19 protein-coding genes, 1 tRNA gene and 1 riboswitch are annotated in these 13,933 nt (G+C 63.4%); of the genes, 11 read left to right on the forward strand and 9 right to left on the reverse strand.

Going from position 1 to position 13,933, the window contains the following annotated elements; genetic code table 11:
- Positions 1 to 144 precede the first annotated feature (144 nt).
- Positions 145 to 246, reverse strand: a riboswitch (glycine riboswitch).
- A gap of 153 nt (positions 247 to 399) precedes the next feature.
- On the reverse strand, positions 400 to 687 hold the full coding sequence (locus tag P9A16_RS26545) for a hypothetical protein (protein ID WP_023516894.1): 288 nt from the start codon (positions 685 to 687) through the stop codon (positions 400 to 402).
- A 211-nt stretch (positions 688 to 898) separates the two neighbouring features.
- Between P9A16_RS26545 and P9A16_RS26550 the strand changes: the two genes are divergently transcribed.
- The 6 genes from P9A16_RS26550 (at position 899) to P9A16_RS26575 (ending at position 4,824) form a co-directional block, all read left to right on the forward strand.
- A complete protein-coding gene (locus P9A16_RS26550; protein WP_024271053.1) occupies positions 899 to 1,135 on the forward strand; it encodes an Lrp/AsnC ligand binding domain-containing protein in 237 nt (78 codons plus the stop codon).
- 57 nt (positions 1,136 to 1,192) lie between these two features.
- Complete coding sequence (locus tag P9A16_RS26555) at positions 1,193 to 2,185, forward strand: RluA family pseudouridine synthase (protein WP_023515299.1); 993 nt, start codon at positions 1,193 to 1,195, stop codon at positions 2,183 to 2,185.
- Positions 2,185 to 2,850 carry an HAD-IA family hydrolase gene (locus P9A16_RS26560; RefSeq protein ID WP_023515300.1) on the forward strand — a complete coding sequence of 222 codons (666 nt, stop codon included), beginning with the start codon at positions 2,185 to 2,187 and terminating at the stop codon, positions 2,848 to 2,850. The genes P9A16_RS26555 and P9A16_RS26560 overlap by 1 nt, the downstream gene beginning before the upstream one ends.
- Positions 2,843 to 3,628, forward strand: a complete 786-nt coding sequence (locus P9A16_RS26565; RefSeq protein WP_023515301.1) for an ATP12 family chaperone protein — start codon at positions 2,843 to 2,845, stop codon at positions 3,626 to 3,628. The genes P9A16_RS26560 and P9A16_RS26565 overlap by 8 nt, the downstream gene beginning before the upstream one ends.
- A gap of 71 nt (positions 3,629 to 3,699) precedes the next feature.
- Positions 3,700 to 4,350: a hypothetical protein gene (locus P9A16_RS26570; RefSeq protein WP_023515302.1), complete on the forward strand. Its 651-nt coding sequence runs from the start codon at positions 3,700 to 3,702 to the stop codon at positions 4,348 to 4,350.
- Positions 4,351 to 4,440: 90 nt separating this feature from the next.
- Positions 4,441 to 4,824, forward strand: a complete 384-nt coding sequence (locus P9A16_RS26575; protein WP_023515303.1) for a DoxX family protein — start codon at positions 4,441 to 4,443, stop codon at positions 4,822 to 4,824.
- On the opposite strand, the gene P9A16_RS26580 is transcribed toward P9A16_RS26575, so the two are convergent.
- The 7 genes from P9A16_RS26580 to P9A16_RS26610 form a co-directional block, all read right to left on the reverse strand.
- The gene (locus P9A16_RS26580) at positions 4,821 to 5,135 is read right to left on the reverse strand and encodes a DMT family transporter (RefSeq protein WP_023515304.1); all 315 of its coding nucleotides are present in this window, start codon (positions 5,133 to 5,135) and stop codon (positions 4,821 to 4,823) included. The two genes, P9A16_RS26575 and P9A16_RS26580, sit on opposite strands and share 4 nt — an antisense overlap.
- 154 nt (positions 5,136 to 5,289) lie before the next feature.
- Entirely contained in the window at positions 5,290 to 6,123 is an 834-nt protein-coding gene (fghA, locus tag P9A16_RS26585) for an S-formylglutathione hydrolase (RefSeq protein WP_023515305.1), read from the reverse strand.
- Positions 6,124 to 6,141: 18 nt separating this feature from the next.
- The gene (locus P9A16_RS26590; RefSeq protein WP_023515306.1) at positions 6,142 to 6,786 is read right to left on the reverse strand and encodes a DUF1345 domain-containing protein; all 645 of its coding nucleotides are present in this window, start codon (positions 6,784 to 6,786) and stop codon (positions 6,142 to 6,144) included.
- Entirely contained in the window at positions 6,783 to 7,244 is a 462-nt protein-coding gene (locus P9A16_RS26595) for a YaiI/YqxD family protein (protein WP_023515307.1), read from the reverse strand. The genes P9A16_RS26590 and P9A16_RS26595 overlap by 4 nt, the downstream gene beginning before the upstream one ends.
- Positions 7,245 to 7,284: 40 nt before the next feature.
- Positions 7,285 to 7,710: a GNAT family N-acetyltransferase gene (locus P9A16_RS26600; RefSeq protein ID WP_245290414.1), complete on the reverse strand. Its 426-nt coding sequence runs from the start codon at positions 7,708 to 7,710 to the stop codon at positions 7,285 to 7,287.
- 35 nt (positions 7,711 to 7,745) lie between these two features.
- The gene (locus P9A16_RS26605; protein ID WP_023515309.1) at positions 7,746 to 8,873 is read right to left on the reverse strand and encodes an S-(hydroxymethyl)glutathione dehydrogenase/class III alcohol dehydrogenase; all 1,128 of its coding nucleotides are present in this window, start codon (positions 8,871 to 8,873) and stop codon (positions 7,746 to 7,748) included.
- A gap of 83 nt (positions 8,874 to 8,956) precedes the next feature.
- Positions 8,957 to 9,361: a helix-turn-helix domain-containing protein gene (locus tag P9A16_RS26610; RefSeq protein ID WP_336620625.1), complete on the reverse strand. Its 405-nt coding sequence runs from the start codon at positions 9,359 to 9,361 to the stop codon at positions 8,957 to 8,959.
- 142 nt (positions 9,362 to 9,503) lie between these two features.
- Between P9A16_RS26610 and P9A16_RS26615 the strand changes: the two genes are divergently transcribed.
- From P9A16_RS26615 to P9A16_RS26625, 3 genes are all read left to right on the forward strand, one after another.
- On the forward strand, positions 9,504 to 10,454 hold the full coding sequence (locus P9A16_RS26615) for a DMT family transporter (protein ID WP_023515311.1): 951 nt from the start codon (positions 9,504 to 9,506) through the stop codon (positions 10,452 to 10,454).
- Between the two features lie 73 nt (positions 10,455 to 10,527).
- On the forward strand, positions 10,528 to 10,719 hold the full coding sequence (locus tag P9A16_RS26620; protein ID WP_023515312.1) for a hypothetical protein: 192 nt from the start codon (positions 10,528 to 10,530) through the stop codon (positions 10,717 to 10,719).
- A gap of 82 nt (positions 10,720 to 10,801) precedes the next feature.
- A complete protein-coding gene (locus P9A16_RS26625) occupies positions 10,802 to 12,046 on the forward strand; it encodes a hypothetical protein (protein WP_023515313.1) in 1,245 nt (414 codons plus the stop codon).
- Here P9A16_RS26625 and lipB read toward each other — a convergent pair.
- Positions 12,019 to 12,765, reverse strand: coding sequence for a lipoyl(octanoyl) transferase LipB (gene lipB / locus P9A16_RS26630; RefSeq protein WP_023515314.1), 747 nt, complete (start codon positions 12,763 to 12,765; stop codon positions 12,019 to 12,021). The two genes, P9A16_RS26625 and lipB, sit on opposite strands and share 28 nt — an antisense overlap.
- Before the next feature lie 193 nt (positions 12,766 to 12,958).
- On the opposite strand from lipB, the gene P9A16_RS26635 reads away from it, so the two are divergent.
- Positions 12,959 to 13,043: transfer RNA gene (locus P9A16_RS26635), tRNA-Leu, on the forward strand.
- Between the two features lie 264 nt (positions 13,044 to 13,307).
- Positions 13,308 to 13,931 (forward strand): hypothetical protein, encoded by a 624-nt coding sequence (locus tag P9A16_RS26640; protein ID WP_024271054.1) that lies wholly within the window; start codon positions 13,308 to 13,310, stop codon positions 13,929 to 13,931.
- Positions 13,932 to 13,933 lie beyond the last annotated feature (2 nt).

A 13,933-nucleotide genomic window follows, 5' to 3' on the forward strand; every position in this document is an offset into this window, starting at 1 on the left:
TCTTGTGGCGCCCACGATCTAACGGGCACCGGCTCACAATCCCGGCGCTCTCGCGCCGCTCTCCTGAGCCCCCTCTGTCCCTTCGCCTGAGATTGTTATCCCTTCGGCGAGCGCTCGAAAAACGCTTCTCTCCAGAGTTACGACGGCACCTTGCTGGTCCTTTTGCCTGAGAGTTTCCGGGGCGGTTGCTCCTTCGGCACTGGCCATGCCCGTGGTCGGACGGCCAGCTTCTCCCAGCGAGGTTGTCTCCAGATAACGGCGTTGCCTGCGCTTTGGCAAGAGCGTTGCGTCGCTCCCAAGCGAATTTTTGTCGTAGCGGGAAAGGGCCGGGAGAGGGCTGCAAAGAAAAGGCCCCCGAGGGGGCCAGAGGTCGGAGGACGGCTGTTTCTGTGGGGAGGATCAGGCGGATTCCGGGAGGGCGGGCAGTTCGTTCTCGTCATAGAGGCGTTGTGCCTCGGCGACCGTTACCTGCGGCGTGCCTCCGGGCGCCGTGATCAGCGCGAGCGCGAGGGCCGGCGGCTGGATGACATTGAGCGCGGCGATCGCGCGGGCGTCACCCCGAACCTTGGCGTCCTGGCTCCAGGCGTGGATGCGTTCCTCGAAAAGCGTGTTCGCGCGCGTCTGCAGCCGCATCCCTTGTGATGCATAAGCGGCCGTTGCCGGCGAAACTGTCACGATCTGTGTCATGGCGTTCTACGGTGTTGGTTACGTTCTCGCAATTTAACAGTTGCGCCTTTCCGAGACATGAACCGCAAGGGTTGCATTTTCATCGAATTTTAACGGTCTGTGCGAATTTCGGCCGGCCTTGCCTTTGCCGGCGGAATTCCGTCATAAGAAGCACTGTAGGCCGCCGGAATCGGGCGGCAACAAGCATGCCGCCGATGGCGCGGGAGGACCGATGAAGCCGATTTTCGTGCAATTGCAATGCGCTCCGGGCAAAACCTACGAAGTTGCCGATGCGCTTTACGCTACGGAACTCATTTCGGAGCTCTATTCGACGAGTGGCGACTACGATCTGCTCCTGAAAATCTATGTCGACAGCGAGGAGGATATCGGCAAGTTCATCAACGATCACGTCGCCTCCATTCCGGGCATCGTGCGCTCGCTGACGACGCTGACCTTCCGCGCATTCTAGACGGTTCCCCTCAGCCGGTTCTTGCGCTAAAGCACGGCGCAACGAAAGAAGGCTGACATGGCAGGCATCGAACACAAGCAGGTGGAGAACGACGAGGCGGGCATGCGGCTCGACCGGTGGTTCAAGATCCACTATCCGGGCCTCGGCTTCGGCCCGCTCCAGAAATTGCTGCGCTCCGGCCAGGTGCGCATCGATGGCGGCCGCGTCAAGAGCGATACCCGCGTACAGCCGGGACAGATGATCCGCATCCCCCCGATGGAGGTCGATGCCAAGGCTGCGAAGGGCGGACCCATAGCCGGTCGCGATCTAAAGCATTCCTCCGATCACGAACTGCTCTCTCGCATGTTGCTGCATGAGGACGACAAGGTCATCGTGCTCAACAAGCCGGCCGGCATCGCCGTGCAGGGTGGTTCCGGCGTCAATCGCCATATCGACCAGATGCTCGAGGCCTGGACCAACCAGAAGGGTGAAAAGCCGCGCCTCGTGCACCGGCTCGACCGCGACACGTCGGGCGTGCTCGTCATAGCCCGCACGCGCGGTGCGGCGCAGAAGCTGACGGCCGCCTTCCGCGAGCGCGATACCAAGAAGACCTATTGGTCGCTGGTGATGGGCGTGCCGAAGAAGCATGAGGACAAGATCTCGACCTGGCTCGTCAAGGAGCAAACGCCGGATGGCGACCGGATGCGCATCGCCAAACACGGCGAGGACGGCGCCGATCATGCCGTGTCCTTCTACCGGGTCATCGAGCAGGCCGCCCAGAATTTTGCCTGGCTTGAAATGGAGCCCTATACCGGCCGTACGCACCAGCTGCGCGTCCACGCTGCCCATATCGGCCACCCGATCCTCGGCGATCCCAAATATTTCGAGGCCGACGTCAACTGGAATTTCCCCGGCGGCGTACAGAACCGCCTGCACCTCCATGCCCGCCGCATCGACATTCCGCACCCCAATGGCGGGCGCCTGCGCGTCACCGCGCCGCTGCCGCCGCACATGGTGCAGACCTGGAACCTCTTCGGCTTCGACCAGAACGCGGCGGACGAGGAAGACTGATGCGGCTCGTTCTCTTTGATTGCGACGGCACGCTGGTCGACAGCGTCAACCTGATCCATGAGGTCATGGCGCGCACCTTCGTCGATTTCGGCCATGCGCGGCCGGATATTTCCGAGACCAAGGCGATCATCGGCCTGACGCTCGACATCGCCATTGCCCGCATGCAGGGCAAGCCGCATGTCGACGACGAGGCGCTGGCGATGACCGCACACTACAAGGCGGCCTATTCCGGCGTGCGCGCCGAACCCGGTTTCCAGGAGCCGCTCTTTCCCGGCATCGCCGCCATGATGGCGCGCCTCGAACGGCAAGACGACCTGATCCTTGGTGCCGTCACCGGCAAATCCCGCCGCGGCCTCGACCTCATCCGCGCCGCGCACGGCTTCGACAAGACCTTCTTCGTCTCGCGCACGGCGGACGACTGCCCCTCCAAGCCGCACCCGGCCATGGTGACCGAATGCTGCAGCGAGGCGGGCATCGATGCGACCCGCACGGTTGTCATCGGCGACGCGATTTACGATATGCAGATGGCGAAAGCGGCGGGCGCGAAGGCGATCGGCGTTTCCTGGGGCTATGCCAGTGTGCCCGAACTGGTCGAGGCTGGCGCGGACCATATCCTGCGCACGCCCGCCGACCTCCTCGAATGGCTGGAGATTTCCGATGCGTGACATTCTGAGCGACCTTTCCGATGCGATGAGCGATCCCGATCCGGTGCGCCGCGCGCAGATCCAGATGAAGCGCCCTTTGCCGAAGCGCTTCTACAAGGAGGTCTCGACCGACAAGGTGGAGGAGGGCCATCGCATCCTGCTCGACGGCCGCCCGGTGCGTACGCCCGGTAAGAAACTCCTTGCCGTGCCGACACAACCGATCGCTACGCGTCTCGTCGCCGAATGGGACGGGCAGGGCGAGGAGATCGATCCGGCGAAGATGCCGGTGACCCGCCTCGTCAACACGGCCGTCGACGGTGTCGCGGAGAACTTCGACGCGGTCTTCGACGAGATCGTGCGCTTTGCCGGCACGGACATGCTCTGCTATCGCGCGGATTCACCGGCCGGGCTCGTCGAACGGCAGCGCGAGGGCTGGGATCCGATCCTCCGCTGGGCGGCCGATAACCGGGGCGCGCGCTTCATTCTCATCGAAGGCGTGATGCATCAGGAACAGCCGGCGCCGGCGATCGAGGCCTTTTCCGAGGCGCTTTCCAGCTTCCGCGATCCATTGGCGCTTGCCTGCCTGCACACCGTGACGACGCTTACCGGTTCGGCGCTTCTGGCGCTGGCGCTTGCGGAGGGTGTCATCGACGCCGACAGGGCCTGGGCGCTCGCCCATGTCGACGAGGACTGGCAGATCGAACATTGGGGCACGGACGAGGAAGCCTTCCGCCGCCGTGAACTGCGCCGGGCGGAAATGGACGTCGCCGCCGCCGTTCTTGCGGAAATTCCGCGCTGAAAAGACTTTGTTAAGAGGTCCGCACCATTTTGGCACGCGGCCGAAATCCGACATCGCATACCGGTATTTTCATGCAGTTCCTCGTTCGCACGCTTCTTTCCGCAAGCCTTCTCCTTTCCATGCCCCTTGCCGCAAGCGCCGATGAGGCTTTTCCGGTCCGCGATATCCGCAAGGTCGTCGTCAGTGGTGACGACAGTGCGTCCGCCACGGTGCTGAAGCGCACCGGCGAGCACCTGAAACGGGCCGCAAGGGCTACGCGCCGCGCTGTCGCGATCGACCGCGCGACGATGGATGTGCGGGTTTCCGGCGTCAGGCAGGGCCGCGACGGAGAGAGCACGGCGCGTGTCACGGTCACGCTGAGCGGGCCCGGGGCTGCAGCGAGCCGGACGCTGACGATCAACAGCTTCATGCCGGAACGCAAGGGCCGCGAGGCGGCGCTGGGCGATGCGATCGCCAAACGCGTGGCGCTGGCCTATCACCTCGCACCCGTCGCAAACGCCAAGGCGCCGCATGGCAAGCGTCCCGGCAAGGGCCGCAAAAATGCCGGCGGCAAGCGGCGCACGGCGGCGACGACCTCCGTCCAGGCCTATTCGGGTGGACAGAAGCGACCGCTCGTCATTCCCACCGAAGCGGCGCTCAGCGTGCGCTCGCGCGCTTTGCCGGAGGGCTCCACGAAGAAGATCGCGCCCTGCGTCGTCACGCAGGCGATCAGCTGCGACTGATCCCAAGGCAAAAGGTCCATCCGCCAGGCGAAACCACGGACAAAGCATGCTAGCCTCCCTCTCTCGGAAAAATGGAGAGGGGTGAACCGCATGCTCGACGGACTATCCGCCTACCGGCCGCAAGCGCTGGCGGCGCTGCGCATCATGACGGCGCTGCTCTTCATCGAGCACGGCACGCAGAAATTCTTCAATTTTCCGCCAGCCGAACAGCCTTTCGGCGACCTCATGAACCTGATCGGCGCGGCCGGCGCATTGGAGATCGTCGGCGGGGTTCTCATCCTTCTCGGCCTCTTCACGCGGCCGGTGGCTTTCGTGCTCTGCGGCTTCATGGCGGTCGCCTATTTCATGGCGCATGCGCCGCAGGACTTCTTCCCCGTCAACAATCGCGGCGATGCCGCGATCCTGTTCTGCTTCGTCTTCCTGTATCTGACAGCCGCGGGGCCAGGCGCCTTCGCCCTCGACAACCGTCGCTAGGCCGCAAATTTCAGGCCGAGGATGCCGGTGACGATGAGGGCGATGCAGCCCATGCGAACGGCGGTTACCGGCTCGGCGAAGAGGATGATGCCGAGCATTACGGTGCCGACCGTGCCGATGCCGGTCCAGATCGCATAGGCGGTGCCGATCGGCAGTGTCTTCACGGCAAGGCCGAGCAGCACGATGGAGATGATCATCGAGCCGGCGGTGAGCGCGGTGGGCAGCGGTTTGGTGAAGCCGTCGGTGTATTTGAGGCCGATCGCCCAGCCGATTTCGAAAAGGCCGGCGAGCATGAGATAGATCCAGGGCATTGCCCACTCCATGAAGGGAGCGAGGCCGTCCCCGCAGTCGTGACCGGATGTGCTCCAGCGGCAGCCGTCTACCGGTCCGGACTATACGCGGGGGACGGCGAAGGGCAAGGTCGGGGGCGGCATGCCAGCCATGCGCGCCCGCCATGACACCGGCTCAGCCGAGGCGTTCGGCATGCCACTTCAGATGGTCGTCCATGAAGGTCGAGATGAAGTAATAGGAATGGTCGTAGCGCTCGTGCATGCGCAGCGTCAGCCCGATGTCCGTATCCTTGACCGCATCCTCGAACAGCCAGGGACGCAGGCCGTTTTCCAGAAAACCGTCCGCCTTGCCCTGGTCGATGAGGAATTCCGGGAAGCGGGCACCATCGGCGACAAGGGCGCAGGCATCGTATTCCCGCCATGCCGCCTTGTCGGCGCCGAGATACTTTTCGAAGGCCGGGACCGACCAGTCGGCGGTGGAAGGCTCGACGATCGGCGCGAAGGCCGAGCAGCTCCTGAAGCGGTCCGGGTTCTTGAGCGCGATCGTCATGGCGCCATGGCCACCCATCGAATGGCCGATAATGCCCTGGCGTGTCATGTCCATGCGGAAATGCTGGCTGACGAAGTTCGGCAGTTCCTCCGTCACGTAGCTGTACATCCGGTAGTGCTCTGCCCAGGGCGCTTCGGTGGCGTCGAGATAGAAGCCGGCGCCCTTGCCCATCTGCCAGTTGGTGATCTCGTCCGGCACGTCATTGCCGCGCGGGCTGGTGTCCGGGCACACGACGATGAGGCCGAGTTCGGCGGCCATGCGCCGGTATTCGCCCTTTTCCATGACATTGGCGTGGCTGCAGGTCAGGCCGGACAGATACCAGAGCACCGGACGCGGCTCCCGGATCGCCTGCGGCGGCACGAAGACGGCAAAGGTCATCTCGCATTTGCAGGCCTCCGAATCATGGGCGAACACACCCTGCATGCCGCCGAAGGCCGTGTTCTGGGAAAGCACTTTCATCTGGAAACTCCGTATGGTTCAGGACGCGAGCGACACCGCCGCATTGACTGCGGCGGCGACCAGCACCGTATTGAAGAAGAAGGAAACGACCGCGTGCAGCAGGTTGACCTTGCGCATCGCCGTGGAGGTGATCGCGACATCCGAGGTCTGTGCCGTCATGCCGATGACGAAGGCGAAATAGAGGAAGTCGTAGGCGCCGGGCTCGGCCTTGCCGGGAAAATCGAGGCCGTTCCCTTCGTCAAGATTGCCGGGACGCCAGTAGAGATGGGCATAGTGCATGGCCGCCATGGTGTGGATGGTCAGCCAGCCGAGCGCGACGGAGGCGAAGGCGAGTGCGAACTCCCCGAGTGAGGCGGCCGGTCGGTTGAGCACCACGAAGAGCGAGCCCGTGGAAACGGCGACGGCTGCGACGGTGACGGCGAAGATGACCGCGATCGGCTCGTCGGTGTCCGTCGCATAATGTTCGAGATGGGCGGCGGTCAGGCGCGGCACGCGCCATGCGGTCAGGAGGAGATAGCAGAGGAAGAAGACGACAGCCGCGATGTCGATCGAAAAATCCGGCTTGAACCAGAGTGCGACGAGAAGGCTGACAGCGGCTGCGCCGGCGCCGACATAGAAGGGCAGGTGCCTGCCATAGATCCTCGGCCCCGGCGAACGTGTCATGGGGAGGGCCCAGCCTGCGCGCTCTTCGCCCGGCGGCAAAGCCGGTCGAGCATTTCGAGGAAGGCGGACCGGTCGCGCGGGGAGAAGGCGGCGTTATAGCCCTTGCTCTCGCCGGTTTCGCGCAGGTGCGCGCCGAGATCGCGCATCGCGCTCGCCATGCCGATATTCGTCTTGTCGAAGAGCCGGCCGGTGGGGCCGGTGACATGCGCGCCCTTCTCGACGCAGCGCACGGCAAGCGGCACGTCGGCCGTCACGACGATGTCGTCTGCACTAACGTGATCGGCGATCCAGTTGTCCGCGGCGTCGAAGGCGCCGGAGACGATGATGTTGCGCACCATCGGGTCGCGCGAGGGGCGCAGGCCCGAATTGGCGACGAAGGTCACCTCCATGCCATGGCGTTCCGCCACCTTGAGGATTTCGGCCTTTACCGGGCACGCATCCGCGTCAACGTAGATCATGGCGCCGCAATTTCCTGTATTTCGGTGGCTCTGCGCAGGTTCAAGAATGGCCGGCGGGACGCTGCATGTCGATATGGGCAATGCCGTCCTCGACATATTCTCCCGATGTCGGCACGAAACCGAAGGACCGGTAGAAGCGTTCCAGATGGCTTTGCGCGGACAGGGCGATCGGTTGCCCGGGGAAATGCGCCTCGCAGGCCGATATCGCTTCGCGCATCAGGGCCTCGCCGAGGCCCCTGCCGCGATGCTTAGGCGAAACGAGGACGCGGCCGATGCGCGGTGCCCCGTTCTCCGGTTGCCACAGGCGGGCATAGGCGGCCGTCTCGCCGTCGATCAGCAGCCGCAGATGCCGGGCATCTTCGTCCTTGCCGTCGAGTTCGGGATAGACGCAGGCCTGCTCGACGACGAAGACGTCGACACGCAGTTTCAGGAGGGCATAAAGCTCGACGGCGGAGAATGCTGCCATCCTCCGCACGTCGATCAGATAGGGTGCCATGCCCGTCAATAGACGACGACGCCGCGGATGGACGTACCGGCATGCATGAGGTCGAAGCCAGTGTTGATCTCGTCGAGCGGCATGGTGTGGGTGATCATCGGGTCGATCTGGATCTTGCCGTCCATGTACCAGTCGACGATCTTCGGAACGTCGGTACGCCCGCGCGCGCCGCCGAAGGCCGTGCCCATCCACTGGCGGCCGGTGACGAGCTGGAACGGACGCGTCGAGATCTCCTGTCCCGCGCCGGCAACGCCGATGATGACCGACTTGCCCCAGCCGCGATGGGCCGATTCCAGCGCCTGGCGCATCACCTTCGTGTTGCCCGTGCAGTCGAACGTATAGTCCGCCCCGCCGATCAGGTCGCCGTTCCGCTTCGTCAGGTTGACGAGATAGGGCACGATGTCGCCCTCGACCTCCTTCGGATTGACGAAATGCGTCATGCCGAATTTTTCGCCCCATGCCTTGCGGTCGGGATTGATGTCGACGCCGACGATCATGTCCGCGCCGGCAAGGCGCAGGCCCTGCAGCACGTTGAGGCCGATGCCGCCGAGGCCGAAGACGATGGCCGTCGAGCCGATCTCGACCTTGGCCGTGTTGATGACGGCGCCGATGCCGGTGGTCACGCCGCAGCCGATGTAGCAGATCTTGTCGAAGGGCGCGTCCGGATTGACCTTGGCCAGCGCGATCTCCGGCAGGACCGTGTAATTGGCGAAGGTGGAGCAGCCCATATAGTGGTGGATCTTGTCCTTGCCGATGGAGAAGCGCGAGGTGCCGTCGGGCATCAGGCCCTGACCCTGGGTCGAACGGATGGCCGTGCACAGGTTCGTCTTGCGCGACAGGCAGGAGTAACATTCGCGGCATTCGGGCGTGTAGAGCGGGATGACATGGTCGCCCTTCTTCACGGAGGTGACGCCCGGGCCGACATCGACGACCACGCCGGCACCCTCATGGCCGAGGATGGCCGGGAAGAGGCCTTCCGGATCGGCGCCCGACAGGGTGAAGTCGTCCGTATGGCAGATGCCCGTCGCCTTCACCTCGACCAGAACCTCACCGGCACGCGGGCCTTCGAGCTGTACGGTCATGATCTCAAGTGGTTTTCCAGCCTGAACGGCAACGGCGGCGCGTACGTCCATCTTCGTCTCCCTATGCGGATTCTGTGTCGGGCCGACCATTGCAGAGCGGGTTCGGCCTCTCAAGTGCGGTAAATGGAAAAATGTCAGCCTTGATCTTTTTTGATCAATTTTGCGACCTCGGTTTTGAGCGCGGCGATCGCCTTGCCCGTCTGGTCGTGCAGCTGGTGGATTTCCTGCAGCTGGCGCAGCAGCGGATGCAGGTGCTCCTCGCCGGAAGGGTCCGCCGGCGCCTCGCCGATGCCGGCGATCAGCCAGGAGGGCGAGACCGAGAGAACGCCGGCCAGCATGAACAGCGCCTTCGTCTCGGGCTCGGCATGGTCGCGTTCCCAGCCGCTCACCGTGCCCTCCGGCAGACCGAGGCGGGAGGCGAGGTCTTCAAGGCTGAGCCCCAGCGCATCACGCGCCCGCCAGATGCGCCCACCGAGCGTATCGCCGTCGGCGCGGCCCGAAGGGAAGGGGATGGTGTTGCTCTCGCCGGGAAAGGTCATCGCGGCCTCCATTGTCATTGCCGCCAGTCTACAGGCAAGGCGCGCCGGCAGGCTGCCCCAAATGCGCCGCGCCGATGACGCGATTTCCGGCATTGCCAGCGTGCGGAAAAGGAATATGCAAAGACAAACGAAGGAGACGCGGATGAACACCACGACCAGCACCAACGACCAGCCCGGCGCCGGCACGATGCAGGGCGTGGCACTGATGGCCGTCGCCATGCTGTTGCTCCCCTGCATGGACGCCATCGCCAAATACATGGCGACCTTCGCGGGCATGTCGCCGGGCCAGGTGACGTTCTACCGCTTCTTCTTCCAGGTGGTCTGCACGATCCCGCTGATCTTCACGGTCGCCGGCGGCGCCATGCTGCGGCCGAAACGGCCCTGGCTCAACCTGTTGCGCGGCGCGATCCACGGGGCGGCAAGCCTCCTGTTCTTCGCGGCGGTGAAATACATGCCGCTTGCCGACGTCTTCGCGATCTACTTCGTCGAGCCCTTCATCCTGACCGCCATGTCCGCGGCCTTCCTCGGCGACAAGGTCGGCTGGCGGCGCTGGCTCGCCATCGTCGTCGGCTTTGGCGGTGCGCTGATCGTCATCCAGCCGAGCTTCGTGCTGTTCGGCTGGACGGCGCTGCTGCCGGTCGCCTGCGCCTTCCTCTACTCCATCTATCTTTTCATGAACCGGGCGATCGGCGATGCCGATTCGCCCTTGACCATGCAGACCATCGCCGGCTTCGGCGGCACGATCTTCATGGGCGCGGCGTTGTTCCTCGGCAATTCCGCCGGCATCGCCGATTTCGAGCTCTCGCTGCCGGGGTCGCTCTTCGCCCTTATCCTGCTCGTCATCCTCGGTGCGCTCTCCGGCTATGCCCATATGCTGGTCGTGCGCGCTTTCCGCATGGCACCGCTCTCGCTGCTCGCCCCGTTCCAGTATTTCGAGATCATCTCGGCCACCGTGCTCGGCTACGCCATTTTCGGCGACTTCCCGACGCCGTCGAAATGGCTCGGCATCGCGATCATCGTCGCCTCCGGCCTCTTCATCATCTGGCGCGAGCACAGGAGCCGCAAGCTCAAGGCCGACATCGCCTTCGAGTGATGGGTTTGCCGTTCAAGTTTTGGCTCCTTGCCAAAGTCCTGTATACTCGCCGGAAACCATGGAGGGTTGCGGCGTGCAATACGAAGTCACAGGTTGGCAAGCTGGGTCTACCTACAAGCAAAAGTGCGCGGGTCTTGCGGCTGCCCAGACCTATTGCGACGATGCCAAGGAGAAGGGCTTTTTCAGCATCAAGGTGATTGGCGAGAACGGCTCTCAGCTCACGCCGGAGCAAGTGGATGCGCTGTGCGCCAAGGGTGCATGCTGATACCGGGAGAGCGATTCTTAATATTTGTTAGGATATTGCCACTAGCCTGATCCTGCCTGCCATGACGGCCGGGGAGGACGGCATGTCGACATCGGTTTCGGTCATCCTGCTTCTTGCGATCAACCTCGGCCTGATCTGGCTGCTGATCGCGGCGCCAATCGGTCGCCGGACGCTGCAGATCACCCGCACCTTCAAGGCTTCCCCGCCGCGGATCGCCGCGCTCGTCAGTCCGCTCGGCAGAGAGGCGGACTGGCATCCCTCGATCCTCTCCAGCGAGCGGCTGTCGGCCGAACGGGTCCGGCAGACCTTCTCCCATCCCGACCGCCGCGGAAACCCGATCACCCGCATGCTGGCGGTGAACGAGGCGGCGGAGGCGGAAACCATCGCTTGCGAAACACGGGTGATCGAGGACAGTGCGCTCGACGCCGCCTTCTGGCACCATTTTGTGGAGCGGCGCACGCTACGTCCGGTGGCGGGCGGTACGGCCCTGACCGTCGAGCAGACCGACCGCTATCGCGGTGTCGCCTTCCTGCTTTACCGCTACATCCAGCTCAGCCGGGAGATGAAGGCACTCGAACAGTGGCTGGAGACGGGGAGCGGCGAGGTGCGCGGCGTGCTGGAGCGACCGGTGACGCAGGCGGGGCTTGCGGTGCTTTCCACACTGCTGCTCTGGCCGTTCTTCGGGCTGAATGCCCGTGGCCTCCTGCTATCGACCCTCTTGACGGTGGTGATCGTGCTCCACGAGCTTGGCCACATGGCCGCCTACCGCGCCTTCGGGCACCAGCGGGTGCGCATGATCTTCGTACCGCTGCTCGGCGGCATCGCCGTCGGCGGGCGGCCGTACAATTCGCGCTTCGAGGTCGCGGTGTGCGCCCTGATGGGCGCCGGCATGCCGGCCTTTCTCGTACCGCCGCTCATTGCGCTGCACGATGCGGCGGGTCGCCCCACGGGCGCGATACTGTTGATCTTCCTGTTGATTCTCGGAGCCTTCAATCTCCTGAACCTCCTGCCCATGCACCGTTTCGACGGTGGACAGGTGCTGCGGCAGGTCTTTTCGACCCGGCGCAGCCTTCTGGCCGCGAGTTTCCTGGTGACGCTCGCGATTGTCTGGGTGGGCTGGCGGATCGGGTTGCCGGTCGGCCTGCTGATGGCCGGCCTTGCGGTCTTCACGGCCTTGAGCCTCATCGGCGCAGGCGGAGTGAAGCCCAAGGCGGCGCTCGACCCGATGACTGCGCCGCAGCGCCTGCTCGCCGGATTCGGCCTCTACGCCGCCATCGTCCTGCACGGCTATGCGATCGTCTATGCCTGCGACAGGCTGCTCGGCTGACAGTGCGCATCCGAAACGGTGGGTCCGAACACGTGCTCGAAGGAATCGCGGATGCGCACATCCACATCGCTCATCATGACGGGCAGGCCGAGATCGACGAGGCTGGTCACCCCGTAACCACGGATACCACAGGGCACGATGCCGGAAAAATGGTCGAGATCCGGATCGACATTGAGCGAGAAGCCGTGAAAGCTCACCCAGCGTCGCAGGCGGATGCCGATGGCCGCCACCTTGTCCTCCGCCGGTGAACCGTCCGGCAGCGGCGGACGGTTCGGTCGGCGCACCCACACGCCGACCCGGTCCTCGCGCCGCTCGCCGCGCACGTTCATCGAGGACAGCGTATCGATGACGACCTCTTCAAGTGCCGCCACGAAGGCGCGCACGTCCTGGCGCCGCCGCTTGAGATCCAGCATGACATAGACGACCCGCTGGCCGGGGCCGTGATAGGTGTATTCGCCGCCGCGGCCTGTGGAAAACACCGGGAAGCGATCCGGCGTCATGAGGTCGGCTGCATCCGCGCTGGTACCGGCCGTGTAGAGCGGGGGATGTTCGACCAGCCAGACAAGCTCGTCTGCCTCGCCGTTGGCGATCGCCGTGGCCTCTTTTTCCATGGTTTCGACGGCTTCATCGTAGCCGACGAGGTCCTGTGCAACGCGCCAGCGCACCGGCGGCGAGCCGGGGAGGGCATGAAGAGAGGTGGAAATGTCCTGACGCTGCATGAGGGCCGTCCTTTTCGTTCCGTTGTGCCAGATATAGGCGCGATCCTGCAAGGATTTCAGGGGTTTCAGTGTGTTTGCACAGGCGCTGTTGAAATAGTTCGCTTTTCGTCATTTTTCTTTCGCAACGGCCTTGTGCACCCAAAATCCTTTTGCTACATGACCCCCGTCGCCGCAAGACGACACCTACCACGATGCGGTCGTGGCGGAATTGGTAGACGCGCAGCGTTGAGGTCGCTGTGGGGCAACCCGTGGAAGTTCGAGTCTTCTCGACCGCACCAAAAAAACCCGGCTGAAAAGCCGGGTTTTTTGTTTTCAGGCATTGAGCGTTTCGAGCCACTCCACGTTCAGACCAAACGTTGGGCTGTTTGCGTTCATCTCGTAACCTTGTCTGACGCCGAAGATCGTTTCAGATCCGGACGAGCGCTAGGAGCGTTTAACGATAGCTGGTCCCGGCCGCTTGATATCCCCTTGTTGCAGTTGAATGCGAAACAACTTTTGGGTTAGTTCTGCGGTAGACAACTACCCAAAGACAGGGGGATGTGATGCCGCTTAAAACATTGCCGACGCAAACCGGAAATTCGTGTGCCGCACACTGCACCGCGATCACGATCATGGAGCTGACAGGCTCGACGATCACTCAAAAGGACGCGGAGAGCACCATTTGGAACAAGATCCTTTTCAAGGATGACGGAAGCAAGGCTATCAAAGCACTTGTGGCAAAGAAGAATTCGGACCCACGAAGAATCCTGAAATATGTCGAGAAAAACTACGCGACAAACCTGTCCGCCGTCATCAAATTCGACGATACCGAGAAGGCGAACGCGCTGGCCTACCTTCCGGACAACGACGTTAAACGGGGACTGGAGGGGCTCTACAACCTCATAAAAGGACAGAGCCAGACCGAAACGCTTCTTCCTGCCGACGACGTCTACTACAACTGCAGCTATATGATGATGGATGGTGGCGATCCCTCCAGTTCCGGTCTGGACGGGCTTCACAATATCCTCGTCACCAGCAGCGGCGGCCAAGTCTACTATTACAATTCGAACGAAACCAAGCCGGTGTGGACGATGAACAATCACGGCTGGAAGCGCCTGGACAAGGCAAATTCAGGCAAGCACAGCTACGTGTTCACGGGCCTGTGCGTTGCCGTCCGCAAAAAATAGGC

It is taken from the genome of Shinella sp. 838, assembly GCF_029623935.1.
In the GTDB taxonomy this organism is placed as follows: domain Bacteria; phylum Pseudomonadota; class Alphaproteobacteria; order Rhizobiales; family Rhizobiaceae; genus Shinella.

Coding starts and splice junctions, on each gene's coding strand:
- P9A16_RS26545 (WP_023516894.1), bottom strand. CDS start 687: ATGACACAGATCGTGACAGTTTCGCCGGCAACGGCCGCTTATGCATCA.
- P9A16_RS26550 (WP_024271053.1), top strand. CDS start 899: ATGAAGCCGATTTTCGTGCAATTGCAATGCGCTCCGGGCAAAACCTAC.
- P9A16_RS26555 (WP_023515299.1), top strand. CDS start 1,193: ATGGCAGGCATCGAACACAAGCAGGTGGAGAACGACGAGGCGGGCATG.
- P9A16_RS26560 (WP_023515300.1), top strand. CDS start 2,185: ATGCGGCTCGTTCTCTTTGATTGCGACGGCACGCTGGTCGACAGCGTC.
- P9A16_RS26565 (WP_023515301.1), top strand. CDS start 2,843: ATGCGTGACATTCTGAGCGACCTTTCCGATGCGATGAGCGATCCCGAT.
- P9A16_RS26570 (WP_023515302.1), top strand. CDS start 3,700: ATGCAGTTCCTCGTTCGCACGCTTCTTTCCGCAAGCCTTCTCCTTTCC.
- P9A16_RS26575 (WP_023515303.1), top strand. CDS start 4,441: ATGCTCGACGGACTATCCGCCTACCGGCCGCAAGCGCTGGCGGCGCTG.
- P9A16_RS26580 (WP_023515304.1), bottom strand. CDS start 5,135: ATGCCCTGGATCTATCTCATGCTCGCCGGCCTTTTCGAAATCGGCTGG.
- fghA (WP_023515305.1), bottom strand. CDS start 6,123: ATGAAAGTGCTTTCCCAGAACACGGCCTTCGGCGGCATGCAGGGTGTG.
- P9A16_RS26590 (WP_023515306.1), bottom strand. CDS start 6,786: ATGACACGTTCGCCGGGGCCGAGGATCTATGGCAGGCACCTGCCCTTC.
- P9A16_RS26595 (WP_023515307.1), bottom strand. CDS start 7,244: ATGATCTACGTTGACGCGGATGCGTGCCCGGTAAAGGCCGAAATCCTC.
- P9A16_RS26600 (WP_245290414.1), bottom strand. CDS start 7,710: ATGGCAGCATTCTCCGCCGTCGAGCTTTATGCCCTCCTGAAACTGCGT.
- P9A16_RS26605 (WP_023515309.1), bottom strand. CDS start 8,873: ATGGACGTACGCGCCGCCGTTGCCGTTCAGGCTGGAAAACCACTTGAG.
- P9A16_RS26610 (WP_336620625.1), bottom strand. CDS start 9,361: ATGACCTTTCCCGGCGAGAGCAACACCATCCCCTTCCCTTCGGGCCGC.
- P9A16_RS26615 (WP_023515311.1), top strand. CDS start 9,504: ATGAACACCACGACCAGCACCAACGACCAGCCCGGCGCCGGCACGATG.
- P9A16_RS26625 (WP_023515313.1), top strand. CDS start 10,802: ATGTCGACATCGGTTTCGGTCATCCTGCTTCTTGCGATCAACCTCGGC.
- lipB (WP_023515314.1), bottom strand. CDS start 12,765: ATGCAGCGTCAGGACATTTCCACCTCTCTTCATGCCCTCCCCGGCTCG.
- P9A16_RS26640 (WP_024271054.1), top strand. CDS start 13,308: ATGCCGCTTAAAACATTGCCGACGCAAACCGGAAATTCGTGTGCCGCA.